The following is a 19,580-nucleotide window of genomic DNA, read 5'->3' on the forward strand; positions in this document are numbered from 1 at the left end:
AGCCATGCCGCCGACGCTCGCCGATGCCACCGCCGCGATCGAGCGGCTCTGGCCCCTCGACGGCGCCGAGAGCTGGGACGCGCCCGGGCTGCTGAGCGGCGATCCCGCGGCACCCGTGACGCGCATCCTGCTCGCCGTCGACGCCGTGCGCGACACCGTCGACGAGGCCGTCGAGCTCGGCGCCGACCTGCTGCTCGTGCACCACCCCCTGCTCATGCGCGGCGTCACGACCGTCGCCGAGACGACCGCCAAGGGCGCCCTCCTCGCGACGCTCATCCGCGGGGGCTGCGCCCTCGTCGCGGCGCACACGAACGCCGACGTCGTCGCCACGGGAACGAGCGGGCGGCTCGCCGCGCTGCTCGGGCTCGTCGATCCGGCCCCGATCGTGACGACCGGCCCGGAGGCCGGCCTCGGACGGGTCGGCGCCCTGCCCGAGCCGACGACGCTCGGGGCGCTCGTGCGGCGCGTGGCGGGCATCCTGCCGGCGACGGCGGGCGGCGTGCGGGTCGCGGGGGAGTACGACCAGCCGGTGCGCACCGTCGCGCTCTGCGGCGGCGCGGGCGACTCGCTGCTCGGCGAGGCGGCGGTGCGCGGCGCCGACGTCTACCTGACCAGCGACCTGCGGCACCACCCGGCGAGCGAGGCCCGTGAGACGGCGCGCGTCGCCGGCGGCCCCGCCCTCATCGACGTCTCCCACTGGGCGAGCGAGTGGCTGTGGCTCGACACCGCTGCCGCCGAGCTGCGCGCCGAGCTGCCGGGCGTCGAGATCGTCGTGAGCGAGCTGCGCACCGACCCGTGGGACTTCGTCGTCCTCCCCTGACCACCCCCGCCGGGCATCCCGGCCGAGAAAGGCACACCATGGCACTGAAGGCCGCCCCCGAGACCCAGGCGCTGCTGCTCGACCTGCAGCGGCTCGACACCCTGCTCACGCAGATCGCGCACCGCGCCCGCACCCTGCCCGAGCGCGCCGCCGTCGCCGCGCTGAAGGAGGACGCCGAGCGCATCAAGGCCGCGTCGACGGAGACGGGCGGGCACCTCGAGGACGCCCGCATCGAGCTCGGCCGCGTCGAGAGCGACGTCGCCGTGGTCGAGAAGCGCATCGCGCGCGACACCGAGCGGCTGCAGGCGAGCAGCTCGGTCAAGGACATCCAGGGGCTCGAGCACGAGCTCGAGTCGCTGCGCGCGCGCCTGTCGAACCTCGAGGAGATCGAGCTCGCCGTCATGGAGCGCATCGAGCTGCTCGAGGCCGCGGCGAACGGCGCCCGCGAGACCCTCGACGCCCACGCCGCCCGCCTCACCGCCGCGCAGGCCGAGCTCGAGACGGCCCTCGCCGCCCTCGTCGCCGAGCGCGACCACGCCGCCGCCGACCGCGCGACCATCGCCGCGCGCATCCCTGCCGACCTGCTCGCCCTCTACGACAAGCAGCGCGAGCGCTACGGCTCGGGCGCCTCGCTGCTGCGGGCGCGGGTCTCGAGCGCGAGCGGCGTGACCCTCACGGGCAGCGACCTCGATCAGGTGCGCCGCGCGGCACCGGACGACGTCGTGCTCTGCCCCGACTCGAACGCGATCCTCGTCCGCACCGCGGAGTCGGGGCTGTAAAGCCCGCTAGCCTGATCCTGCAAGTGGGTCGGCCAGACGGTCGCGTCGGATGCGCGCCCCCGTGAGGGGGGACGGCTCCGCCGAGGAACGTCCGGGCTCCGCAGAGCAGGGCGGTGGGTAACACCCACCCGGAGCAATCCGCGAGAAAGTGCAACAGAGAGCAGACCGCCACCGGCCTCGGCCGGGGGTAAGGGTGAAACGGTGGTGTAAGAGACCACCAGGGGCCCGAGTGATCGGGCTCGCTGGGTAAACCTCGCCCGGAGCAAGGTCGAACAGGCACCGCTGAAGCGGCTCGCTGAGGTGCCGGGTAGACCGCTGGAGGGTGTCGGCAACGGCTCCCCGAGATAGATGGCCGTCGAACGGGGCTCGCCCCGGGAACAGAACCCGGCGTATCGGCCGGCCCGCTTGCCCCGCCCGTCCGCATCCCGTGATGCGGCGGGTGGATGCTGCGCGCTACCAGCGCGAGGGCGCGTAGTCCTTCAGGAACACCCCGAAGAGGTCCTCGCCCGCCTCGCCGCGCACGATCGGGTCGTACACCCGCGCGGCCCCGTCGACGAGGTCGAGCGGCGCGCGGAACCCCTCCTCGGCGAGTCGGATCTTCGTCGGGTGCGGCCGCTCGTCGGTGATCCAGCCGGTGTCGACGCTCGTCATGAGGATGCCGTCGGTCTCGAGCATCTCGCGCGCGCTCGTGCGGGTGAGCATGTTCATGGCCGCCTTCGCCATGTTCGTGTGCGGGTGGCCGGGGCCCTTGTAGCCGCGGCCGAAGACGCCCTCCATCGCCGAGACGTTCACGACGTAGGTGCGGCGGGCGGGCGAGGAGGCCATCGAGGGGCGCAGCCGGTCGACGAGGATGTACGGCGCGACGCTGTTCGCGAGCTGCACCTCGAGCATCTCGAGCGGCTCGACCGCCCCGACGGCCTGGGTCCAGCTGTTGACGCCGTGCAGGTCGGGCACGAGGCCTCCGGCGTCGATCGCCGTGCCGTCGCGGTGCCGCTCGATCGAGGCGGAGCCGGCGGCCATCGCCTCGGCCGTGAGCTGCTCCGCGCGCGAGGCGGCCGCGGCAAGCACCGGGTGGGCGGTCACCGATTCGGCGAGGGCGAGGGGGTGCGCATCGTGGGTGTGCCCGAAGGTCACGAGCGCAGGTCTCCGCCCGTCGGGCAGCGGCGCGAGCTCGGCCTCGATGAGCGGCTGGTAGGCGCCGGGGGAGCGGCGCACGGTCTGCGCGGCGTTGTTGATGAGGATGTCGAGGGGGCCCTGCGCGGCGACGTCCTCGGCGAGGCCGATGACCTGGGCGGGGTCGCGCAGGTCGATGCCCACGATGCGCAGTCGGTCGATCCAGTCGGCGGAGTCGGGCAGGGCCGTGAACCGGCGCACGGCGTCGCGCGGGAACCGCGTGGTGATCGTGGTGTGCGCGCCGTCGCGCAGCAGGCGCAGCGCGATGTACATGCCGATCTTGGCGCGGCCGCCGGTGAGCAGGGCGCGGCGTCCGTGCAGATCGGTGCGGGCATCCCGCTTCTCGTGGCTCATGCGCGCGCAGGCGGGGCAGAGCTGGTGGTAGAAGGCGTCGACCTCGACGTAGTGCTGCTTGCAGATGTAGCAGGGGCGCGAGCGCGCGAGCACGCCGGCGAGCGGCGCGGTGGTCGAGGTCGAGAGCTCGGCCCCTCGGGTCTCGTCGTCGATGCGGTCGTCGGCGCCGGTGGCCGTCGCGGCGATCACGGCGCGGTCGGCCTCGGCGACCTCGGCGCGCTTCGTCAGGCGTCGGTTCACCTTGACGGCGCGGATCATGTGCGCGGTCGCCTGGCGCACCGCGGTGAAGTCGGGGTGCGTCTCGTCGACGTGCTGCAGCTGGTCGAGCACGCGCAGGGCGGCGGCGAGGTCGGCCGGGTCGATGCCCGAGGGCGCGGGGGAGGCGGGGGGAGGAGCGTCGGAGGGCACAGGAGATCGTACCGGGGCGGCGCGCGCCCCCTCGGCTCAGGCGATCGCGGTGCCGAGGAGGGCGCCGATGCCGAAGGTCACCGCGAGGGCGATCGCGCCGCCCGCGAGCACGCGCACGGTCGGTCGCCGCCAGTCGCTGCCGCCGAGCCGGGCGCCGGCGGCACCGGTGATGCCGAGGGCGACGAGCGTCGCGACGAAGGCGATGGGGATGCGCAGCTCGGCGGGCGGCAGCAGGATCGCGAGCATCGGCAGCACCGCGCCGAGCAGGAACGAGACGGCCGAGGCCCAGGCCGCCTGCCAGGGCTTCAGCACCTCGTGCTCGTCGATGTGCAGCTCGGCCTCGAGGTGCGCCCCGAGCGCGTCGTGCGCGGTCAGCTCGACGGCGACGCGGTGGGCCGTCTCCTCGCTGAGGCCCTTCGCGCGGTAGATGCCCGCGAGCTCGGCGAGCTCCTCCTCGGGCTGCTCGGCGAGCTCCCGCCGCTCCTTGGCGATGAGCGCCGTCTGGCTGTCCCGGGCGCTCGAGACGGAGACGTACTCGCCGAGCGCCATCGAGATCGCCCCGCCGACCACCGCGGCGACGCCCGCGGTGACGATGGGGCCGAGCTGGCTCGTCGCCCCCGCGACGCCGACGACGACCGCCGCGACCGAGACGATGCCGTCGTTCGCGCCGAGCACGCCGGCCCGGATGCGGTTCACCCGGTCGGAGTAGGTGCCGCGATCGTGCGGCTCGTCGGCATGGGGGCCGGATGCTCGTACCGCGGGCTCGCTCATGACCGCAGTCAAGCACCGCGCACCCGGCCGCTCAAGCAAGGCGAGCCTGCACTCAGGCCTCCGTCGGATCGCCGCGCCACGGTCGGCGACCGCGGCGTCGCGCCCGCGTTTCGACCCTGTGAACTCCGCGCGCCCATACCACGTGCGGAATACACGGGTGCGTAGTGTCGAGACATCGACCTGGCGCCCGCCGGGTCACCCTGCCGGCTGGGAAGCCGCCGCACCCGATCCGGAAGGCCGCATGACCTCCATCGCCTCCTCGTCCTCGGGCGGATTCCGCTCCACCACCCCGCGCGACCCGAATCGCGCCCACCCCACGAGCACGTACTCCTCGCTCATGCGCACCGTCCGCGACGCGGGCCTGCTGCGCCGCCGCGTCGGCTTCTACGTGGCCGTCTTCTCCGCCCTCGTCGTCGCCCTCGGCGGCGCCGTGACGGGCTTCATCCTCCTCGGCGACAGCTGGTACCAGCTGCTCATCGCCGCCGCGCTGGGCATCATCCTCACCCAGATCGCCTTCGTCACGCACGAGGCCTCGCACCGCCAGATCTTCGCCTCGGGCAAGGTCAACGACCACGTGGGCCGCTGGCTCGCCGCCGGCGTCGTCGGCATCAGCTACCACTGGTGGATGCACAAGCACTCGCGCCACCACGCGAAGCCCAACCAGCTCGGGGCCGACCCCGACATCGCGCCCGACACGATCTCCTTCGTGCCGGAGGACGCCGCCAAGGCGACCGGGCTCGTCGCGCTCATCACGCGCAAGCAGGGCTACCTCTTCTTCCCCCTCCTCACGCTCGAGGGTCTCAACCTGCACTTCCGCTCCATCCTCAGCCTGTTCGAGAAGGGCAAGATCGAGGGCCGCGCGCTCGAGCTGACGCTCATCTTCCTGCGCCTCGGGCTCTACGCGGCCGTCGTCTTCTGGGCGCTGCCCGTCGGCATGGCCTTCGCCTTCATCGGCGTGCAGATGGCCGTCTTCGGCGTGTACATGGGCGCGAGCTTCGCCCCCAACCACAAGGGGATGCCCGTGCTGCCGCACGACAGCCCGCTCGACTTCCTGACGCGCCAGATCATCACCTCGCGCAACATCAAGGGCGGCTGGTGGGCGACCGCGCTGTACGGCGGCCTCAACCACCAGGTCGAGCACCACCTGTTCCCGAACATGCCGCGCCCCGCGCTCGCGAAGGCGCGCGAGATCACGCGCGAGTACGCCGCCACGCTCGACATCCCGTACACCGAGGCGAACGTCGGCGAGTCCTACAAGATCGTCGTGCGCTACCTCAACGAGGTCGGCCTCTCGGCCCGTGACCCCTTCGACTGCCCGATGGTGAACCGGTTCCGCCGCACGTGATGCGCGGCTGATCCAGAGCGCGCGACGCGCCCGCAGCATCCCGACCGACGGCGATGGCACACTGGTGCCATCGCCGTTCGTCGTCCGTCAGGAGAACCGCCCGTGTCCCAGCGCTGGATCATCTACGCCTCGACCCTCGTCTCGGTGGTCGCGGCCGTCGCCCTCGTCTGGTACCTGGCGGCCGGCAACGGCGCCTGACCCGCGAAATCCCAGCAAGCTCGCCCGCACCGACCGATCCCGCGGTCGAGCAGGCCGAGCCGATCGCGAGAGCGTCAGCGCGCTGCGAGCGCCGCGGCGCCCATGATCCCCGCGTTGTTGCGCAGCGTCGCCGGCATGATCGGCGCCCGCAGGCTCAGCAGCGGCAGGAACTGCTCGTGGTGCTTCGAGACGCCGCCGCCCACGACGTGGAGGGCCGGCGAGAAGAGGAACTCCACGTGGGAGTAGAAGCGCTGCAGGCGCTCCGCCCACACGGGGTAGCTCAGCTCCTCGCGCTCGCGCACGGCGTTCGAGGCCCACGTCTCGACGTCGGCGCCGTCGAGCTGCAGGTGGCCGAGCTCGGTGTTCGGGATGAGCACGCCGTCGTGCACGAAGGCGCTGCCGATGCCCGTTCCGAGCGTCGTCACGATGACGAGCCCGCGCCGGTCGCCCGCGGCGCCGTAGCGCGCCTCCGCGAGGCCGGCGGCGTCGGCGTCGTTGACGAAGTGGATGGGGCGGCCGAGCGCCTCCTCGAAGAGCGCGTCGGCGTCGAGGCCGATCCAGGCGTCGGAGACGTTCGCGGCCGACATCGTGCGGCCCTCGAGCACGATCGCGGGGAAGCAGACGCCGACGGGCGCGTCGGCGGGAGCATCCAGCTCGGCCATGATCTCGGCAGCGGTCGCGATGATCGCGCCCGGCTCCCCGCCCTCGGGGGTGGATCGTTTGACGCGGTCGCTCACGAGCTTGCCGGTCGCGAGGTCGACCACGGCGCCCTTGATGCCGGTGCCGCCGATGTCGATGCCGATGGCGAGCTGCATGGGTTCTCCTTCTTCAGGCGCGGTCGGATCTCACGGCAGCGTGAGGATCTCGGCTCCGCGCTCGGTGACGACGAGGGTGTGCTCGAACTGGGCGCTGAGGCTCTTGTCGCGGGTCGTGACCGTCCAGTCGTCGGCCCACAGATCCCACGCGATGTCGCCGAGCGTCAGCATGGGCTCGATGGTGAAGACCATGCCGGGCTCCATGACGGTGCTGAACTCGGGGGCGGCGTCGTAGTGCGGCACGATGAGCCCGCTGTGGAACGCGCGCCCGACGCCGTGCCCGGTGAAATCGCGCACGACCCCGTAGCCGAAGCGGCGCGCGTACGACTCGATCGCGCGCCCGATGACGTTGATCTGCCGGCCGGGCGCGACGGCCTTGATGCCGCGGGCGAGGGCCTCGCGGGTGCGCTCGACGAGCAGCGCGGCCTCGTCGCTCGCCTCCCCGGCGATGAAGGTCTTGTTGAGGTCGCCGTGCACGCCGTCACGGTAGGCGGTGATGTCGATGTTGACGATGTCGCCGTCCTCGATGACCGTGTCATCCGGGATGCCGTGGCAGATCACCTCGTTGATGCTCGTGCAGCACGACTTCGGGAATCCCCGGTAGCCGAGCGTCGAGGGGTAGGCGCGGTGGTCGAGCAGGTACTCGTGGGCGATGCGGTCGAGCGCGTCGGTCGTCACCCCGGGCCGGATCGCGGCGCCGACCTCCTCCACCGCCTGCGCGGCGATGCGGCCGGAGGCGCGGATCAGCTCGATCGTCTCGGCGTCGTAGACGTCGCTCAGGCGCTCGGAGGACGGCGCGGGCCTGCCGACGTACTCGGGCCGCTCGATACCGGCGGGCACCGCGCGCTGCGGGGCGGGGCGCCCCGGGAGGAGGTGGCCGGAGGCATCGCGGGGCATAGGGTCGATCCTATCCAGCCGCCGTGCGACCGCCCCGACCGCGGGCCGCGACGGCGCCGCCCCGATCGAGGAGGACCCGTGGCCGAGAGGACCCAGTGGTGGTACAACCACAAGACCGGCGAGGTCGAGGAGGGGCGGCAGTCCCTCGGCGGCGATCGCGACGGGCCCTACGGCAGCCGCGAGGAGGCCGCCCGTGCTCCGGAGATCGCGAAGGAGCGCGCGCGCCGCTGGGCCGAGGAGGAGTCGCGGGGCGACTGACCCCGCCGTCTCACTCCGCGCGGTCGCGCAGCGCCTGTTCGGCGGTGGTGTCGCTGTAGCTGTGCTGCTCGCCGGGATAGGCGCCCGACTCGACGTCGGCGCGGAACGCGAGAGCGGCATCCGTCAGCACCTGGCGCAGGTTCGCGTACTGCTTGACGAACTTCGGGATGCGCCCGGTCGAGAGCCCCGCCCAATCCGTCCAGACGAGCAGCTGGCCGTCGCAGTGCGGGCCGCCGCCGACCGAGATGGTGGGGATGCCCAGCTCGGCCGTCACGCGCTGCGCGGCCTCGGCCGGCACCATCTCGAGCACCACCGCGAAGGCGCCGGCCTCCTCGACCGCGCGCGCATCGGCGAGGAGCTGCTCGAGCCCCTCGCCCCGCCCCTGGATCACGTGCCCGCCGAGCCCGTGCTCGCTCTGCGGGGTGAAGCCGATGTGACCCATGACGGGGATGCCCGCCGAGACGATGCGGCGGATCTGCTCGGCCGAGCGCTGCCCGCCCTCGAGCTTGACGGCGTGCGCGCCGGTCTCCTTCATGAAGCGGAACGCGGTGTGCAGGGCCTCGTCCGGCCCGGTCTCGTACGAGCCGAAGGGCATGTCGGCGACGACGAGCGCCCGCGTGACCCCCTGGACGACGCCGCGGGTGAGCGGGATGAGGTCGTCGATGGTGACGGGCAGGGTCGTGTCGTAGCCGAGCACGGTGTTGCCGGCCGAGTCGCCGACGAGCAGGAAGTCGATGCCCGCCTCGTCGAAGATCTGCGCCGTGAGCACGTCGTAGGAGGTGAGGCCGGTGATCTTGATGCCCTGCTCCTTGGCCCGCTGGAAGTGCCGGGTGCGGACGCGCTTCATCGCCTGGTCAGCCATGCGGCAAGCCTAGACCGCCGCTCAGTCGGTCGGGCGGTACGCAGGGCGGCGGACGAGCCGCCCTGTCCGGTGCCTAGTCGGTCGGGCGGTAGGTGATCGGCAGCCGCCGATCCCGCCCGAAGGCCATCCCCGAGATCTTCGGCCCGATGGCGCCCTGGCGGCGCTTCCACTCGGCGCGGTCGACGAGCCCGGTGATGTGCTCGACCAGCTCGCGGTCGAAGCCGAGCCCGACGACGTCGTCCTTGCCGAGCTTCTGGGTGATGTAGGCCTCGAGCAGGGCATCCAGCACCTCGTACGGGGGCAGCGAGTCCTGGTCGACCTGGCCGGGGCGCAGCTCGGCGCTCGGCGGCTTCTCGATCGAGGCCGCGGGGATGGGCGGGGTCTCGCCGCGCGCGACCGCGTGCTCGTTGCGCCACCGCGCGAGCTCCCAGACGAGCATCTTCGGAACGTCCTTGATCGGGGCGAAGCCGCCCACCGAGTCGCCGTAGATCGTCGAGTAGCCGACGGCGAGCTCGGTCTTGTTGCCGGTCGTCAGCACGAGATGCCCGTGCATGTTCGAGGCCGCCATGAGGATGACGCCGCGCACGCGCGCCTGCAGGTTCTCGGCGGCGACGCCGTCGAGGGCGAGCTGCTGCTCGATCGGGGCGACGAGCTCGGCGATCGGCTCGACGGAGTAGTGCAGGCCGATGCGCTCGGCCAGGTCGTCGGCGTCGCTGCGGCTGTGGTCGCTCGACCAGCGGCTCGGCATGCTGACGCCGTGCACGCCGTCGGCACCGATCGCGTCCGCGGCGATCGCCGCGCACACGGCCGAGTCGATGCCGCCGGAGAGCCCGAGCACGACCGAGCGGAAGCCGTTCTTGCCGACGTAGTCGCGCAGGCCGAGCACGAGCGCGTTCCAGACCTGCTCGCGGTCGTCGGGCAGGGTCGCCACGTCGGCGGCGAGGGCCGGCTGCTCGCGCGCCGGGGTGCTGATCTCGACGCGGGAGACGGCGGGCGGCAGCGCGCCGTCGGCGGCGGCCTCGGCATCCACGTCGACGACCAGCAGGTGCTCGTCGAACTGGGGCGCGCGGGCGAGGATCGCGCCCGTGCCGTCGACGACGACGCTGTCGCCGTCGAAGACGAGGTCGTCCTGCCCGCCGACGATGTTGACGTAGGCGACGATCGTGTCGGTCTCGGTGGCGCGGCGCGTGACGAGCGGCAGCCGCACCTCGTCCTTGTCGCGCTCGAAGGGGGAGGCGTTGATGACGACGAGCACGCCCGCATCGGCCTCGAGCACGCGCCCGACCGGGCCGCCGTCGCGCCACAGGTCCTCGCAGACGATGACGGCGACGTCGACCCCGCGCAGCCGCAGCACGAGCAGCTCGTCGCCGGGGATGAAGACGCGGTACTCGTCGAAGACGGAGTAGTTGGGCAGGTGGTGCTTGGCGTAGCGCGCCACCACGGCACCCTGGTGCAGCACGCTCGCGCAGTTCTGGGCGATCGCCGTGGGGGCGTTCGAGGCGCCCAGCAGGCGGGGCTCGTGCGGGCCGTCGGGATGCCCGACCACGACCGCGAGATCGCCGAGCCCCTCCTCCTGCAGCCGGGTGGCGAGCGCGGCGACGGCGGCGCCGGAGGCGGCGAGGAAGGAGGGCCGCGAGGCGAGGTCCTCGATGGGGTAGCCGGTGAGCGCCATCTCGCCGAGGGCGAGCAGATCGGCCCCCGCGGCGTGCGCCTCGCGGGCGGCGTCGAGCACCTGCGCGGCGTTGCCGACGAGGTCGCCCACGACGGGGTTCGTCTGGGCCAGTGCCAAGCGGAGACGGGGCATACCGGGTAGCCTAACGCCGGGCCCTGTGGGCCTTTTCCGCGCCGCAGAGAGGGCAGTATGAGCAAGCAGCAGGACTTCGTTCTCCGCACCATCGAGGAGCGGGGCGTCAAGTTCGTGCGGCTCTGGTTCACCGACGTCGTCGGCACCCTCAAGATGGTCGCGATCGCGCCGGCCGAGGTCGAGGGCGCGTTCACCGAGGGCCTCGGCTTCGACGGCTCCTCGATCGAGGGCTTCACCCGCGCCTACGAGGCCGACGTGCTCGCGCATCCCGACCCCACGACCTTCCAGATCCTGCCCTGGCGGGGCGAGGTCGACCCGACCGCGCGCATGTTCTGCGACATCACCACCCCCGACGGCCAGCCCGCCGCGGCCGACCCGCGCCACGTGCTCAAGCGCGCGCTCGCGAAGGCCGCCGATCGCGGCTTCACCTTCTACACGCACCCCGAGATCGAGTTCTACCTGCTGAAGAGCAGCAAGTACGGCCCCGAGGGCCCCGAGCCCGTCGACTCGGCCGGCTACTTCGACAACGTGCCCGGCGGCACGGCCCACGACTTCCGCCGCCGCGCGGTGCGCATGCTCGAAGACCTCGGCATCTCGGTCGAGTTCAGCCACCACGAGGCCGGGCCCGGCCAGAACGAGATCGACCTGCGCTACGCCGACGCGCTCACCACGGCCGACAACATCATGACCTTCCGCACGGTCGTGAAAGAGGTGGCGATCGAGCAGGGCGTGTACGCGACCTTCATGCCGAAGCCGCTCGCGCAGCACCCCGGCTCGGGCATGCACACGCACATGTCGCTCTTCGAGGGCGATACCAACGCCTTCTACGACGCCTCCGGCGAGTACCAGCTCTCGCAGATCGGCCGCCAGTTCATCGCGGGCATCCTCACCCACGCCCCCGAGATCACGGCCGTCACGAACCAGTTCGTCAACTCGTACAAGCGCATCTGGAGCGGCGACGAGGCCCCCAGCTACGTGACCTGGGGCCACAACAACCGCTCGGCGCTCGTGCGCGTGCCGCTGTACAAGCCCGGCAAGGGCCAGAGCGCCCGCGTCGAGTACCGCGGCATCGACTCCGCCGCCAACCCCTACCTCGCCTACTCGCTGCTGCTCGCGGCGGGCCTCAAGGGCATCGAGGAGGGCTACGAGCTGCCGCCCGAGGCCGAGAACACCGTCTGGACGCTGACGGAGGCGGAGCGCCGCGCCCTCGGCTACAAGGCGCTGCCGGCGAGCCTCGACCGCGCGCTCACCCTCATGGAGGACAGCGAGCTCGTCGCCGAGACGCTCGGCGAGCAGGTGTTCAACTTCGTGCTGCTCAACAAGCGCCGCGAGTGGCGCGAGTACCGCGAGCAGGTCACCCCCTACGAGCTCAAGAGCAACCTGGAGATCCTCTAGGCCGTCGCGGCCCCGCGCCGCCGCCTGCCACCGCCATGACGCGATCGACGCTGACGCTCACGGAGCTCGCCCGCCTGGGCTTCGCCGAGCTCAGCGACGCCCGCGACGCGCTCGGCGGCTACGAGCGGCACCTGGAGGCCTTCGCGCTCGCCGCCGACCCCGACCGCGCGCTGCGGCTGCTGCGGCGCCTCGACGAGCAGCATCGGGATGCTCTCGCCGAGGTGCTCGACGACGAGCAGTGGTGCGCCCGCCTCCTGCGGGTGCTGGGCGCCAGCGAGGGCCTGGCCGACTTCCTGCGCCGGCGCCCGGCCGAGCTGCGCGCCCTCCGGGTGCCCCTGCCGGAGCCGCTCACCGCCCAGGGCTACCGCGACGATCTGCGCGCCGCCGTCGCGGCCGCGCCGAGCCCGGAGCAGGGCGTGGTCGCGCTGCGCGTGCGGTACCGGCACCACCTGCTGCGCCTCGCGGCCTGGGATCTCGAGCATCCCGACCCCCTCACCGCCATGCCCGCCGTGGGTGCCGCCCTCGCGGACCTGGCGGGGGCCGCGCTCGACGCCGCCCTCGACGCGGCGCGCGCCGCCTCGCCGCTGCCGGCGGAGGAGCTCGCGGGCGTGCGCCTGTCGATCATCGGCATGGGCAAGGCGGGCGCCCGCGAGCTCAACTACGTGAGCGACGTCGACGTCATCTACGTCGCCGAGGGCTCGGAGGCGGTGGAGACGCCGCGGGCTGTGGAGATCGCGACGCGGCTGGCGAGCGCGACGGCCCGCAACATCCAGGAGGCGGGCATCGAGCCGGGCCTCTGGGAGGTCGACGCGAACCTGCGGCCGGAGGGCAAGGACGGCGCCCTCGTGCGCAGCCTCGACTCGCACAAGGCCTATTACGAGCGCTGGGCGAAGAGCTGGGAGTTCCAGGCCCTGCTGAAGGCGCGCCCGCTCGCGGGCGACGCCGAGCTGGGGGAGCGCTACCTCGCGACGATCGGCCCGCTGGTCTGGCAGTCCTCGCAGCGCGAGGGCTTCGTGGCCTCGGTGCAGGGCATGCGCGAGCGCGTCACCGCGAACATCCCCGCCGACGAGGTCGATCAGCAGCTGAAGCTCGGCCCCGGCGGCCTGCGCGACGTCGAGTTCACGATCCAGCTGCTGCAGCTCGTGCACGGGCACGCCGACGACCGCGTGCGCCAGCCCGACACGCTGGGGGCGCTCGCCGCCCTCGCCGAGCACGGCTACATCGGCCGCGCCGAGGCCGCCGAGTTCTCGGGCGACTACCGGCTGCTGCGCGTCATCGAGCACCGGCTGCAGCTCGACGGGCTGCGCCGCACGCACCTCATGCCCCGCGATCCCGACAAGCTGCGGGTGATCGCCCGCGCGACCGGTGCCCTCGCGACGGCCGACGAGCTCTCGGTGCGCTGGCAGCAGACCCGCGCCGCGGTGCGCAGCCTGCACGAGAAGCTGTTCTACCGTCCGCTGCTCTCGGCGGTCGCGGCCCTGCCCGATCAGGATCTCAGCCTCACGAGCGCCCAGGCCGAGGCGCGGCTCGCCGCGATCGGCTTCGTCGATCCGGCCGGCGCGCTGCGCCACATCGCCGCGCTCTCCGGCGGCGTCTCGCGGAGCGCCGCCATCCAGCGCACGCTCCTCCCCGTCATCCTGCAGTGGCTCTCCGACGGCGCCGACCCCGACTACGGCCTGCTCGCCTTCCGCCGCCTCAGCGAGGATCTCGGCGAGACCTACTGGTTCCTGCGCATGCTGCGCGACTCCTCCGGGGCCGCCCAGCGGCTCACGAGCGTGCTCGCCGGCTCGCGGTTCGTCGGCGAGCTGTTCCGCCGCATCCCCGAGGGCGCGGCCTGGCTCGAGAACGAGGAGGAGCTGCGCCCCCGATCGCTGGATGCCCTGCTCGACGAGGCGCGCGCCACGGTCGCCCGGCACGGCGGCGACGACGCCGCGGCGGCCGGCGCCCTCCGCACCGCCCGCCGCCGCGAGATCCTCCGCACCGCGCTCGCGGCCATCCTCGACGTCATCACGGTCGACGAGCTCGGCCGGGCGCTCAGCGACATCGCCACGGCGCTGCTCACGGGGCTGCTCTCGCTCGCGCACCGCTACGGCGACGGCATCGAGTTCGCCGTCATCGCGATGGGGCGGTACGGCGGCGGCGAGCTCGGCTTCGGCTCGGACCTCGACGTGATGTACGTCTACCGCGACGTCGGTGCGGGCGACCAGGCCCAGCAGCGCGCCGAGCAGGTCGTGCGCGACATCACCCGCCTCAGCGAGGATCTGCGCCTGCCGCTCGACCTCGATGCGGGGCTGCGCCCCGAGGGCAAGACCGGACCGCTCGTGCGCTCGCTGGACTCGTACCGCGCCTACTACGACCGCTGGTCGTTGACGTGGGAGGCGCAGGCCCTGCTGCGCGCCTGCGGCGTCGTGGGGGATGCTCCTCTCATCGAGGCGTTCACCGCCCTCGCCGACGAGGTGCGGTACCCGGCGCAGCTCGAGGAGTCGGCCGCGCGCGAGATCCGCCGCATGAAGGCCCGCATCGAGTCGGAGCGGCTGCCCCAGGGCGCCGACTCCCGCCGGCACCTCAAGCTCGGCCGCGGCTCGCTCAGCGACGTCGAGTGGTGCGTGCAGCTGCTGCAGCTCGGCCACGCGGCCGAGGTGCCCGCGCTGCGCACGACCTCGACGCTGCGCGCCCTCGCGGCGCTCGTCGACGCCGGGCTGCTGCCCGCGGACGAGGCCGCGCGCCTGCGCGAGGCGTGGCTCATCGCCTCGCGCGCCCGCTCGGCCATGACGCTGTGGAGCGCGAAGACCGTCGACGTGCTGCCGACCGAGCGCGGGCAGCTCGACGGCGTCGCGCGGCTGCTGCGGTATCCGGCCGGCAGCGCCTCGCAGCTCGAGGAGGACTACCTGCGCACGACGCGGCTCGCCCGGCAGGTGTTCGAGCGCTGCTTCTACGGGTGACGGCGGCGGAGCATCCCGCGCATCGATCGCCGGGAACGGCGCGAGGGCCGCACCCCGATGGACGGGATGCGGCCCTCGCGGGTCGAGCGGTCGATCAGACCGAGTAGTACAGCTCGTACTCGATGGGCGTCGGGCGCTGCGCGGCCGCCAGGATCTCCTTCTCGCGCTTGTACGCGATCCAGGTCTCGATGAGGTCCTTGGTGAACACGCCGCCCTGTAGCAGGAACTCGTGGTCGGCCTCGAGCGCGTCGAGAGCGCCGGAGAGCGTCGCGGGCACCTGGGGGATGCTCTTGGCCTCCTCGGGCGGCAGCTCGTAGAGGTCCTTGTCGACGGGCTCGTGCGGCTCGATCTTGTTGAGGATGCCGTCGAGGCCCGCCATCATCTGCGCCGCGAAGGCGAGGTACGGGTTGCCCGAGGCGTCGGGCGCGCGGAACTCGATGCGCTTGGCCTTCGGGTTCGTGCCCGTGATGGGGATGCGGATCGCGGCCGAGCGGTTGCCCGCCGAGTAGACGAGGTTGACGGGGGCCTCGAAGCCGGGGATGAGGCGGCGGTACGAGTTCAGCGTCGGGTTCGTGAAGGCGAGCACGGCGGGGGCGTGCTTGAGCAGGCCGCCGATGTACCAGCGGGCGAGGTCGCTCAGGCCGCCGTAGCCGTTCTCGTCGTAGAACAGCGGGGTGCCGTCGTTCCACAGCGACTGGTGGGTGTGCATGCCCGAGCCGTTGTCGCCGAAGAGGGGCTTCGGCATGAACGTGGCGGTCTTGCCCCACTGCTCGGCCGTGTTCTTCACGATGTACTTGAACTTCAGGATGTCGTCGGCCGCGTGCACCATGGTGTCGAAGCGATAGTTGATCTCGGCCTGGCCGCCGGTGCCGACCTCGTGGTGTGCGCGCTCGAGGATGAGGCCCGCGTCGATCAGCTTGAGGCTGATGTCGTCACGCAGGTCGGCCTGCTTGTCGACGGGGGAGACGGGGAAGTAGCCGCCCTTGTAGGGGGTCTTGTTGGCGAGGTTGCCGCCCTCCTCGACGCGACCGGTGTTCCAGGCGCCCTCCTCCGAGTCGACGGAGAAGAAGCTCGCGTTCTGCTTCGTCTCGTAGCGCACGTCGTCGAAGATGTAGAACTCCGCCTCGGGGGCGAAGAAGGCGGTGTCGGCGATGCCGGTCGAGGCGAGGTACTTCTCGGCCTTCTTGGCGACCTGGCGCGGGTCGCGGCTGTAGATCTCGCCGGTGCGCGGGTTGTAGATGTCGAAGACCATGATGAGCGTGCGCTCGACGCGGAAGGGGTCGACGTACGCCGTGGTGACGTCGGGGATGAGCTGCATGTCGGACTCGTGGATCGACGCGAAGCCGCGGATCGAGGAGCCGTCGAAGAGCTGTCCGACCGAGAAGAACTCCTCGTCGACCGTCGAGGCGGGGATGTTGAAGTGCTGCTGCACGCCCGGAAGGTCGGTGAATCGGATGTCGAGGAACTTGACGTCGGTGTCCTTGATGAACTTCAGGACCTCGGAAGAATCACTAAACATGTGATGGGTCTCCTGGGTGGGTACCGGAAGGATGCGATCGCAACCTCACCCGAGGGTACGCAGAGGCGGTTTCCCCTCGGTGTCCCGTTTGTTTCGGGGATGTTACGCCGAATCCCGCTCGACAACGCCGCGACCGGCGGGGCCGTCGACGTCATCGAGCGGGGGCGGGATGCTCAGCCGACGGCCTGGGCGAAGGGCTCGGTCGACACGGCGAGCCCGCGCAGGGCATCCGGGATCGGCCGCCCCTTCGCGGTCATCGACTGCGCCCACAGGCGCCCCGCGCGGTAGCTGGAGCGCACGAGCGGACCGGCGAGCACGCCGAGGAACCCGATCTCGTCTGCCTCCTCCTTGATCTCGACGAACTCGGCGGGCTTGAGCCAGCGGTCGATGGGGTGGTGGCGCGGGGTGGGGCGCAGGTACTGGGTGATCGTGATGATGTCGGTGCCCGCGTCGTGCAGGTCGCGCAGGGCCTGCGAGATCTCCTCGCGCGTCTCGCCCATGCCGAGGATGAGGTTCGACTTGGTGATGAGGCCGAAGGCGCGGGCCTGCGAGATCACGTCGAGCGAGCGCTCGTAGCGGAACGCGGGCCGGATGCTCTTGAACAGGCGCGGCACGGTCTCCACGTTGTGCGCGAAGACCTCCGGCTGCGACTCGAACACGACCCGCAGCAGCTCGGGGTTGCCCGAGAAGTCGGTCGCCAGGATCTCGACGCCCGTGCCGGGGTTCGTCTCGTGGATGAGCCGTACGGTCTCGGCGTGCAGCCAGGCGCCCTCGTCGGGCAGGTCGTCGCGGGCGACGCCCGTCACGGTCGCGTAGCGCAGCTGCATCTCGCGCACGCTCTCGGCGACGCGCCGGGGTTCGTCGCGGTCGTAGTCGGAGGGCTTGCCGGTGTCGATCTGGCAGAAGTCGCAGCGGCGGGTGCACTGGCTGCCGCCGATGAGGAAGGTGGCCTCGCGGTCCTCCCAGCACTCGTAGATGTTCGGGCAGCCGGCCTCCTGGCACACGGTGTGCAGGGAGTTCTCGTTCACGAGCGCGCGCAGCTCGGTGTACTCGGGCCCCATCTTCGCGCGGGTCTTGATCCAGTCCGGCTTCTTCTCGATGGGGGTGGCGGCATTGCGCACCTCGAGGCGCAGCATCTTGCGGCCCTCGACGGGGGCGGTGGGGTGCACGGCGGTCATGAGGGGGCTCCAGAGAGGGTCGGGGCGGCCGACGGGCGGCCGAGGGGGAGGAGGACGTGCTCGGTGAAGCGCGCGCGCACGAGCGCGGCGGCCTCGGCGGGGTCGACCGTGCGGCCGAGCTCCCGGGTGATGGAGGTGGCGCCCGCGTCGGCGAGCCCGCAGGCGACGATGGCCGAGTAGGCGTCGAAGCCGTTGCTGCAGTTGAGGCTGAAGCCGTGCATGGTCACGCCGTGCGCCACGCGGATGCCGATCGCGGCGATCTTGTCGGTGCCGCGCATCCAGACGCCGCTGCGGCCCTCGACGCGGCCCGCGCCCGCGACGCCGAGATCTTCGAGGACGGCGATGAGCATTCCCTCGAGCGCGCGCACGTAGCGCACGACGTCGACGGGCTCGGGCAGGCGGATGATCGGGTAGCCGACGAGCTGGCCCGGGCCGTGCCAGGTGATCTTGCCGCCGCGGTCGACGTCGATGACGGGGGTGCCGTCGGTCGGCCGCTCGTGGGGCTCGGTGCGCTTGCCGGCCGTGTACACGCTCTCGTGCTCGAGCAGCATGACGGTATCGGGCGCCCGGCCCTCGACGACGGCGACGTGCAGAGCACGCTGCTGCTCGAGACCCGACAGGTACGGCACGGAGTTGGCGCTTAGCCCCGTGTCGACGAAGTCGATCACGAGGCCGAGTCTACGTCGCGATGCTGGGTGCGCCCGCGCGGCCTCGGCCCGGCGGGGCGGGGGATGCTCGCCGCGGCCCGCACAGAATGCCGAGGGCGCGCCGCCCTACGATCGTGAGCGTGACCACCGCACCCGCCACGCCCCCCACCTGGCCCGGCAAGCGCCTCGGGCTTCCCGAGTCCGGCCCGCGCTCGATCGCCCGGCTCGGCCGCCGACTCGGCGCGATCGCGATCGACTGGGGCATCGCGGTCGTGCTCTCGGTCGTGTTCTTCCAGTACAACCCGGTCGCGATGCAGCTGATCTTCCTCGGGATGCAGATCCTGCTGACGGTCGGCATCAACGCGAGCGCGGGGCACCTCGTGCTGGGGATGCGGCTGCAGCGCATCGAGGGCGGTCGCCTCGGCGTCGTGAAGCCGATCATCCGCGCCGTGCTGCTGACGCTGCTCATCCCCGCGATGATCTGGGACCAGGATCAGCGCGGGCTCCACGATCGGGCCGTCGGCACCATCCTGCTGCGCCGCTGACCGAAGGCGGGGCTAGCGGGGCTTCGGCGCCCGCGCCTTCGTCGGGTCGATGCCCTTGGGGATCGGCAGCGAACTCGCCTTGCTGAGCGAGTTCAGGCGGTTCGAGACGGCGTAGACCTCGGCCTTCGAGATCGCCTTCTTGATGCGGGTGATCGACTTCGGCAGCTTCTCCAGGGGCACGCTGTCGGCGTCGGGGCCCACGTGGATGATGTGCACGGGCACGTTCGGCACGATGCGCTTCACGTTGCGCTGCTCGTCCTCGAGCATCCGCTTCGTGCGCGACCGCGGCCCCTCGCCGATGAGCACCACCCCGGGCTTGCCGACGGCGCGGTAGACGGCGTCCTGCGTGCGGGGGCTCACGGCGACGGGCATCTCGCCGGCCTGCCAGGCGCGCCGCAGCGCGCTCTTGAGCACCGCGCCCACGGCGCCGGGCTGCCCCGAGATCTGCCGGTAGGCGACGCGCTCGGCACGCCGGCCGAGCACGAGGAGGAAGCCGAGGATGCCGCCCATGATGCCGGCGATGACGTACAGCACCTGCCCGATGATGTTGCCGCTCGAGACGAACGCGGCCAGCAGGATGCCGGCGACGACGGGGAGGATCGTCCAGAGGAGCATGAGCGGCAGCGCCGCCTTGTCGTTGCGGCGGGTCATCTGGAAGACCTGCCCCATCTGCTTCATCCGGCCGGGTTCCTTGGCGGGGGAGGAGGGTGCGGAGCTGCGGGCCATGCCCCCAGGATACTGCCCAGCGCCGCTCCTCACCGACGAGGAGTGCGAGCCGTCCGTCCCCACCGGCGCGCGTTCCTCGCGCGTCCGCCCGCGCAGCGCGGCACCCTGCGCCCATGTCCGACCCCGCGCCGCCCCGCCGCTCCT

Annotated in this window: 17 protein-coding genes and 1 other RNA gene; 8 read left to right on the forward strand and 10 right to left on the reverse strand. The window is 72.3% G+C overall.

Features of this window, described 5'->3' with window-relative positions; all coding sequences use genetic code 11:
* The first annotated feature begins 4 nt into the window (after positions 1-4).
* The 3 genes from HGB54_RS06145 to rnpB all read left to right on the forward strand — a co-directional run bounded on the left by HGB54_RS06145 (position 5) and on the right by rnpB (position 2,007).
* On the forward strand, positions 5-820 hold the full coding sequence (locus tag HGB54_RS06145) for a Nif3-like dinuclear metal center hexameric protein (protein WP_168915655.1): 816 nt from the start codon (positions 5-7) through the stop codon (positions 818-820).
* Positions 821-858: 38 nt separating this feature from the next.
* Positions 859-1,599: a zinc ribbon domain-containing protein gene (locus HGB54_RS06150; RefSeq protein WP_228545991.1), complete on the forward strand. Its 741-nt coding sequence runs from the start codon at positions 859-861 to the stop codon at positions 1,597-1,599.
* 24 nt (positions 1,600-1,623) lie between these two features.
* Positions 1,624-2,007, forward strand: an RNA gene (gene rnpB / locus HGB54_RS06155) — RNase P RNA component class A.
* Positions 2,008-2,052: 45 nt separating this feature from the next.
* On the opposite strand, the gene HGB54_RS06160 is transcribed toward rnpB, so the two are convergent.
* Positions 2,053-3,534, reverse strand: a complete 1,482-nt coding sequence (locus tag HGB54_RS06160) for an SDR family NAD(P)-dependent oxidoreductase (RefSeq protein WP_168915656.1) — start codon at positions 3,532-3,534, stop codon at positions 2,053-2,055.
* Between the two features lie 36 nt (positions 3,535-3,570).
* Entirely contained in the window at positions 3,571-4,305 is a 735-nt protein-coding gene (locus HGB54_RS06165) for a VIT1/CCC1 transporter family protein (RefSeq protein ID WP_168915657.1), read from the reverse strand.
* A gap of 241 nt (positions 4,306-4,546) precedes the next feature.
* On the opposite strand from HGB54_RS06165, the gene HGB54_RS06170 reads away from it, so the two are divergent.
* A complete protein-coding gene (locus tag HGB54_RS06170; RefSeq protein ID WP_168915658.1) occupies positions 4,547-5,650 on the forward strand; it encodes a fatty acid desaturase family protein in 1,104 nt (367 codons plus the stop codon).
* 272 nt (positions 5,651-5,922) lie between these two features.
* On the opposite strand, the gene ppgK is transcribed toward HGB54_RS06170, so the two are convergent.
* A complete protein-coding gene (gene ppgK / locus HGB54_RS06175) occupies positions 5,923-6,663 on the reverse strand; it encodes a polyphosphate--glucose phosphotransferase (protein ID WP_168915659.1) in 741 nt (246 codons plus the stop codon).
* Positions 6,664-6,693: 30 nt separating this feature from the next.
* Positions 6,694-7,560 (reverse strand): type I methionyl aminopeptidase, encoded by an 867-nt coding sequence (map, locus tag HGB54_RS06180; RefSeq protein ID WP_168915660.1) that lies wholly within the window; start codon positions 7,558-7,560, stop codon positions 6,694-6,696.
* Between the two features lie 78 nt (positions 7,561-7,638).
* Between map and HGB54_RS06185 the strand changes: the two genes are divergently transcribed.
* Positions 7,639-7,818, forward strand: coding sequence for a methionine aminopeptidase (locus HGB54_RS06185; RefSeq protein WP_168915661.1), 180 nt, complete (start codon positions 7,639-7,641; stop codon positions 7,816-7,818).
* Between the two features lie 10 nt (positions 7,819-7,828).
* On the opposite strand, the gene panB is transcribed toward HGB54_RS06185, so the two are convergent.
* Positions 7,829-8,680: a 3-methyl-2-oxobutanoate hydroxymethyltransferase gene (gene panB / locus HGB54_RS06190; RefSeq protein ID WP_168915662.1), complete on the reverse strand. Its 852-nt coding sequence runs from the start codon at positions 8,678-8,680 to the stop codon at positions 7,829-7,831.
* Positions 8,681-8,753: 73 nt separating this feature from the next.
* A complete protein-coding gene (locus HGB54_RS06195) occupies positions 8,754-10,484 on the reverse strand; it encodes an NAD+ synthase (RefSeq protein ID WP_168915663.1) in 1,731 nt (576 codons plus the stop codon).
* Positions 10,485-10,541: 57 nt separating this feature from the next.
* Here HGB54_RS06195 and HGB54_RS06200 point away from each other — a divergent pair, with 57 nt between their 5' ends.
* Together HGB54_RS06200 and HGB54_RS06205 are read left to right on the forward strand one after the other, a co-directional pair.
* A complete protein-coding gene (locus tag HGB54_RS06200; RefSeq protein ID WP_168915664.1) occupies positions 10,542-11,879 on the forward strand; it encodes a glutamine synthetase family protein in 1,338 nt (445 codons plus the stop codon).
* 35 nt (positions 11,880-11,914) lie between these two features.
* Entirely contained in the window at positions 11,915-14,821 is a 2,907-nt protein-coding gene (locus HGB54_RS06205) for a bifunctional [glutamine synthetase] adenylyltransferase/[glutamine synthetase]-adenylyl-L-tyrosine phosphorylase (protein ID WP_168915665.1), read from the forward strand.
* 94 nt (positions 14,822-14,915) lie between these two features.
* On the opposite strand, the gene glnA is transcribed toward HGB54_RS06205, so the two are convergent.
* The 3 genes from glnA to lipB all read right to left on the reverse strand — a co-directional run bounded on the left by glnA (position 14,916) and on the right by lipB (position 18,186).
* Positions 14,916-16,340 carry a type I glutamate--ammonia ligase gene (gene glnA, locus HGB54_RS06210; RefSeq protein ID WP_168915666.1) on the reverse strand — a complete coding sequence of 475 codons (1,425 nt, stop codon included), beginning with the start codon at positions 16,338-16,340 and terminating at the stop codon, positions 14,916-14,918.
* A 173-nt stretch (positions 16,341-16,513) separates the two neighbouring features.
* On the reverse strand, positions 16,514-17,518 hold the full coding sequence (gene lipA / locus HGB54_RS06215) for a lipoyl synthase (protein ID WP_228545704.1): 1,005 nt from the start codon (positions 17,516-17,518) through the stop codon (positions 16,514-16,516).
* The gene (lipB, locus tag HGB54_RS06220) at positions 17,515-18,186 is read right to left on the reverse strand and encodes a lipoyl(octanoyl) transferase LipB (RefSeq protein WP_168915667.1); all 672 of its coding nucleotides are present in this window, start codon (positions 18,184-18,186) and stop codon (positions 17,515-17,517) included. The genes lipA and lipB overlap by 4 nt, the downstream gene beginning before the upstream one ends.
* Positions 18,187-18,305: 119 nt before the next feature.
* Here lipB and HGB54_RS06225 point away from each other — a divergent pair, with 119 nt between their 5' ends.
* Positions 18,306-18,710, forward strand: coding sequence for an RDD family protein (locus HGB54_RS06225; protein WP_168915668.1), 405 nt, complete (start codon positions 18,306-18,308; stop codon positions 18,708-18,710).
* A 12-nt stretch (positions 18,711-18,722) separates the two neighbouring features.
* On the opposite strand, the gene HGB54_RS06230 is transcribed toward HGB54_RS06225, so the two are convergent.
* Positions 18,723-19,436 carry a DUF4191 domain-containing protein gene (locus tag HGB54_RS06230; protein WP_168915669.1) on the reverse strand — a complete coding sequence of 238 codons (714 nt, stop codon included), beginning with the start codon at positions 19,434-19,436 and terminating at the stop codon, positions 18,723-18,725.
* Between the last annotated feature and the right edge of the window lie 144 nt (positions 19,437-19,580).

It is taken from the genome of Microcella flavibacter, from assembly GCF_012530535.1.
GTDB classification, from domain to species: domain Bacteria; phylum Actinomycetota; class Actinomycetes; order Actinomycetales; family Microbacteriaceae; genus Microcella; species Microcella flavibacter.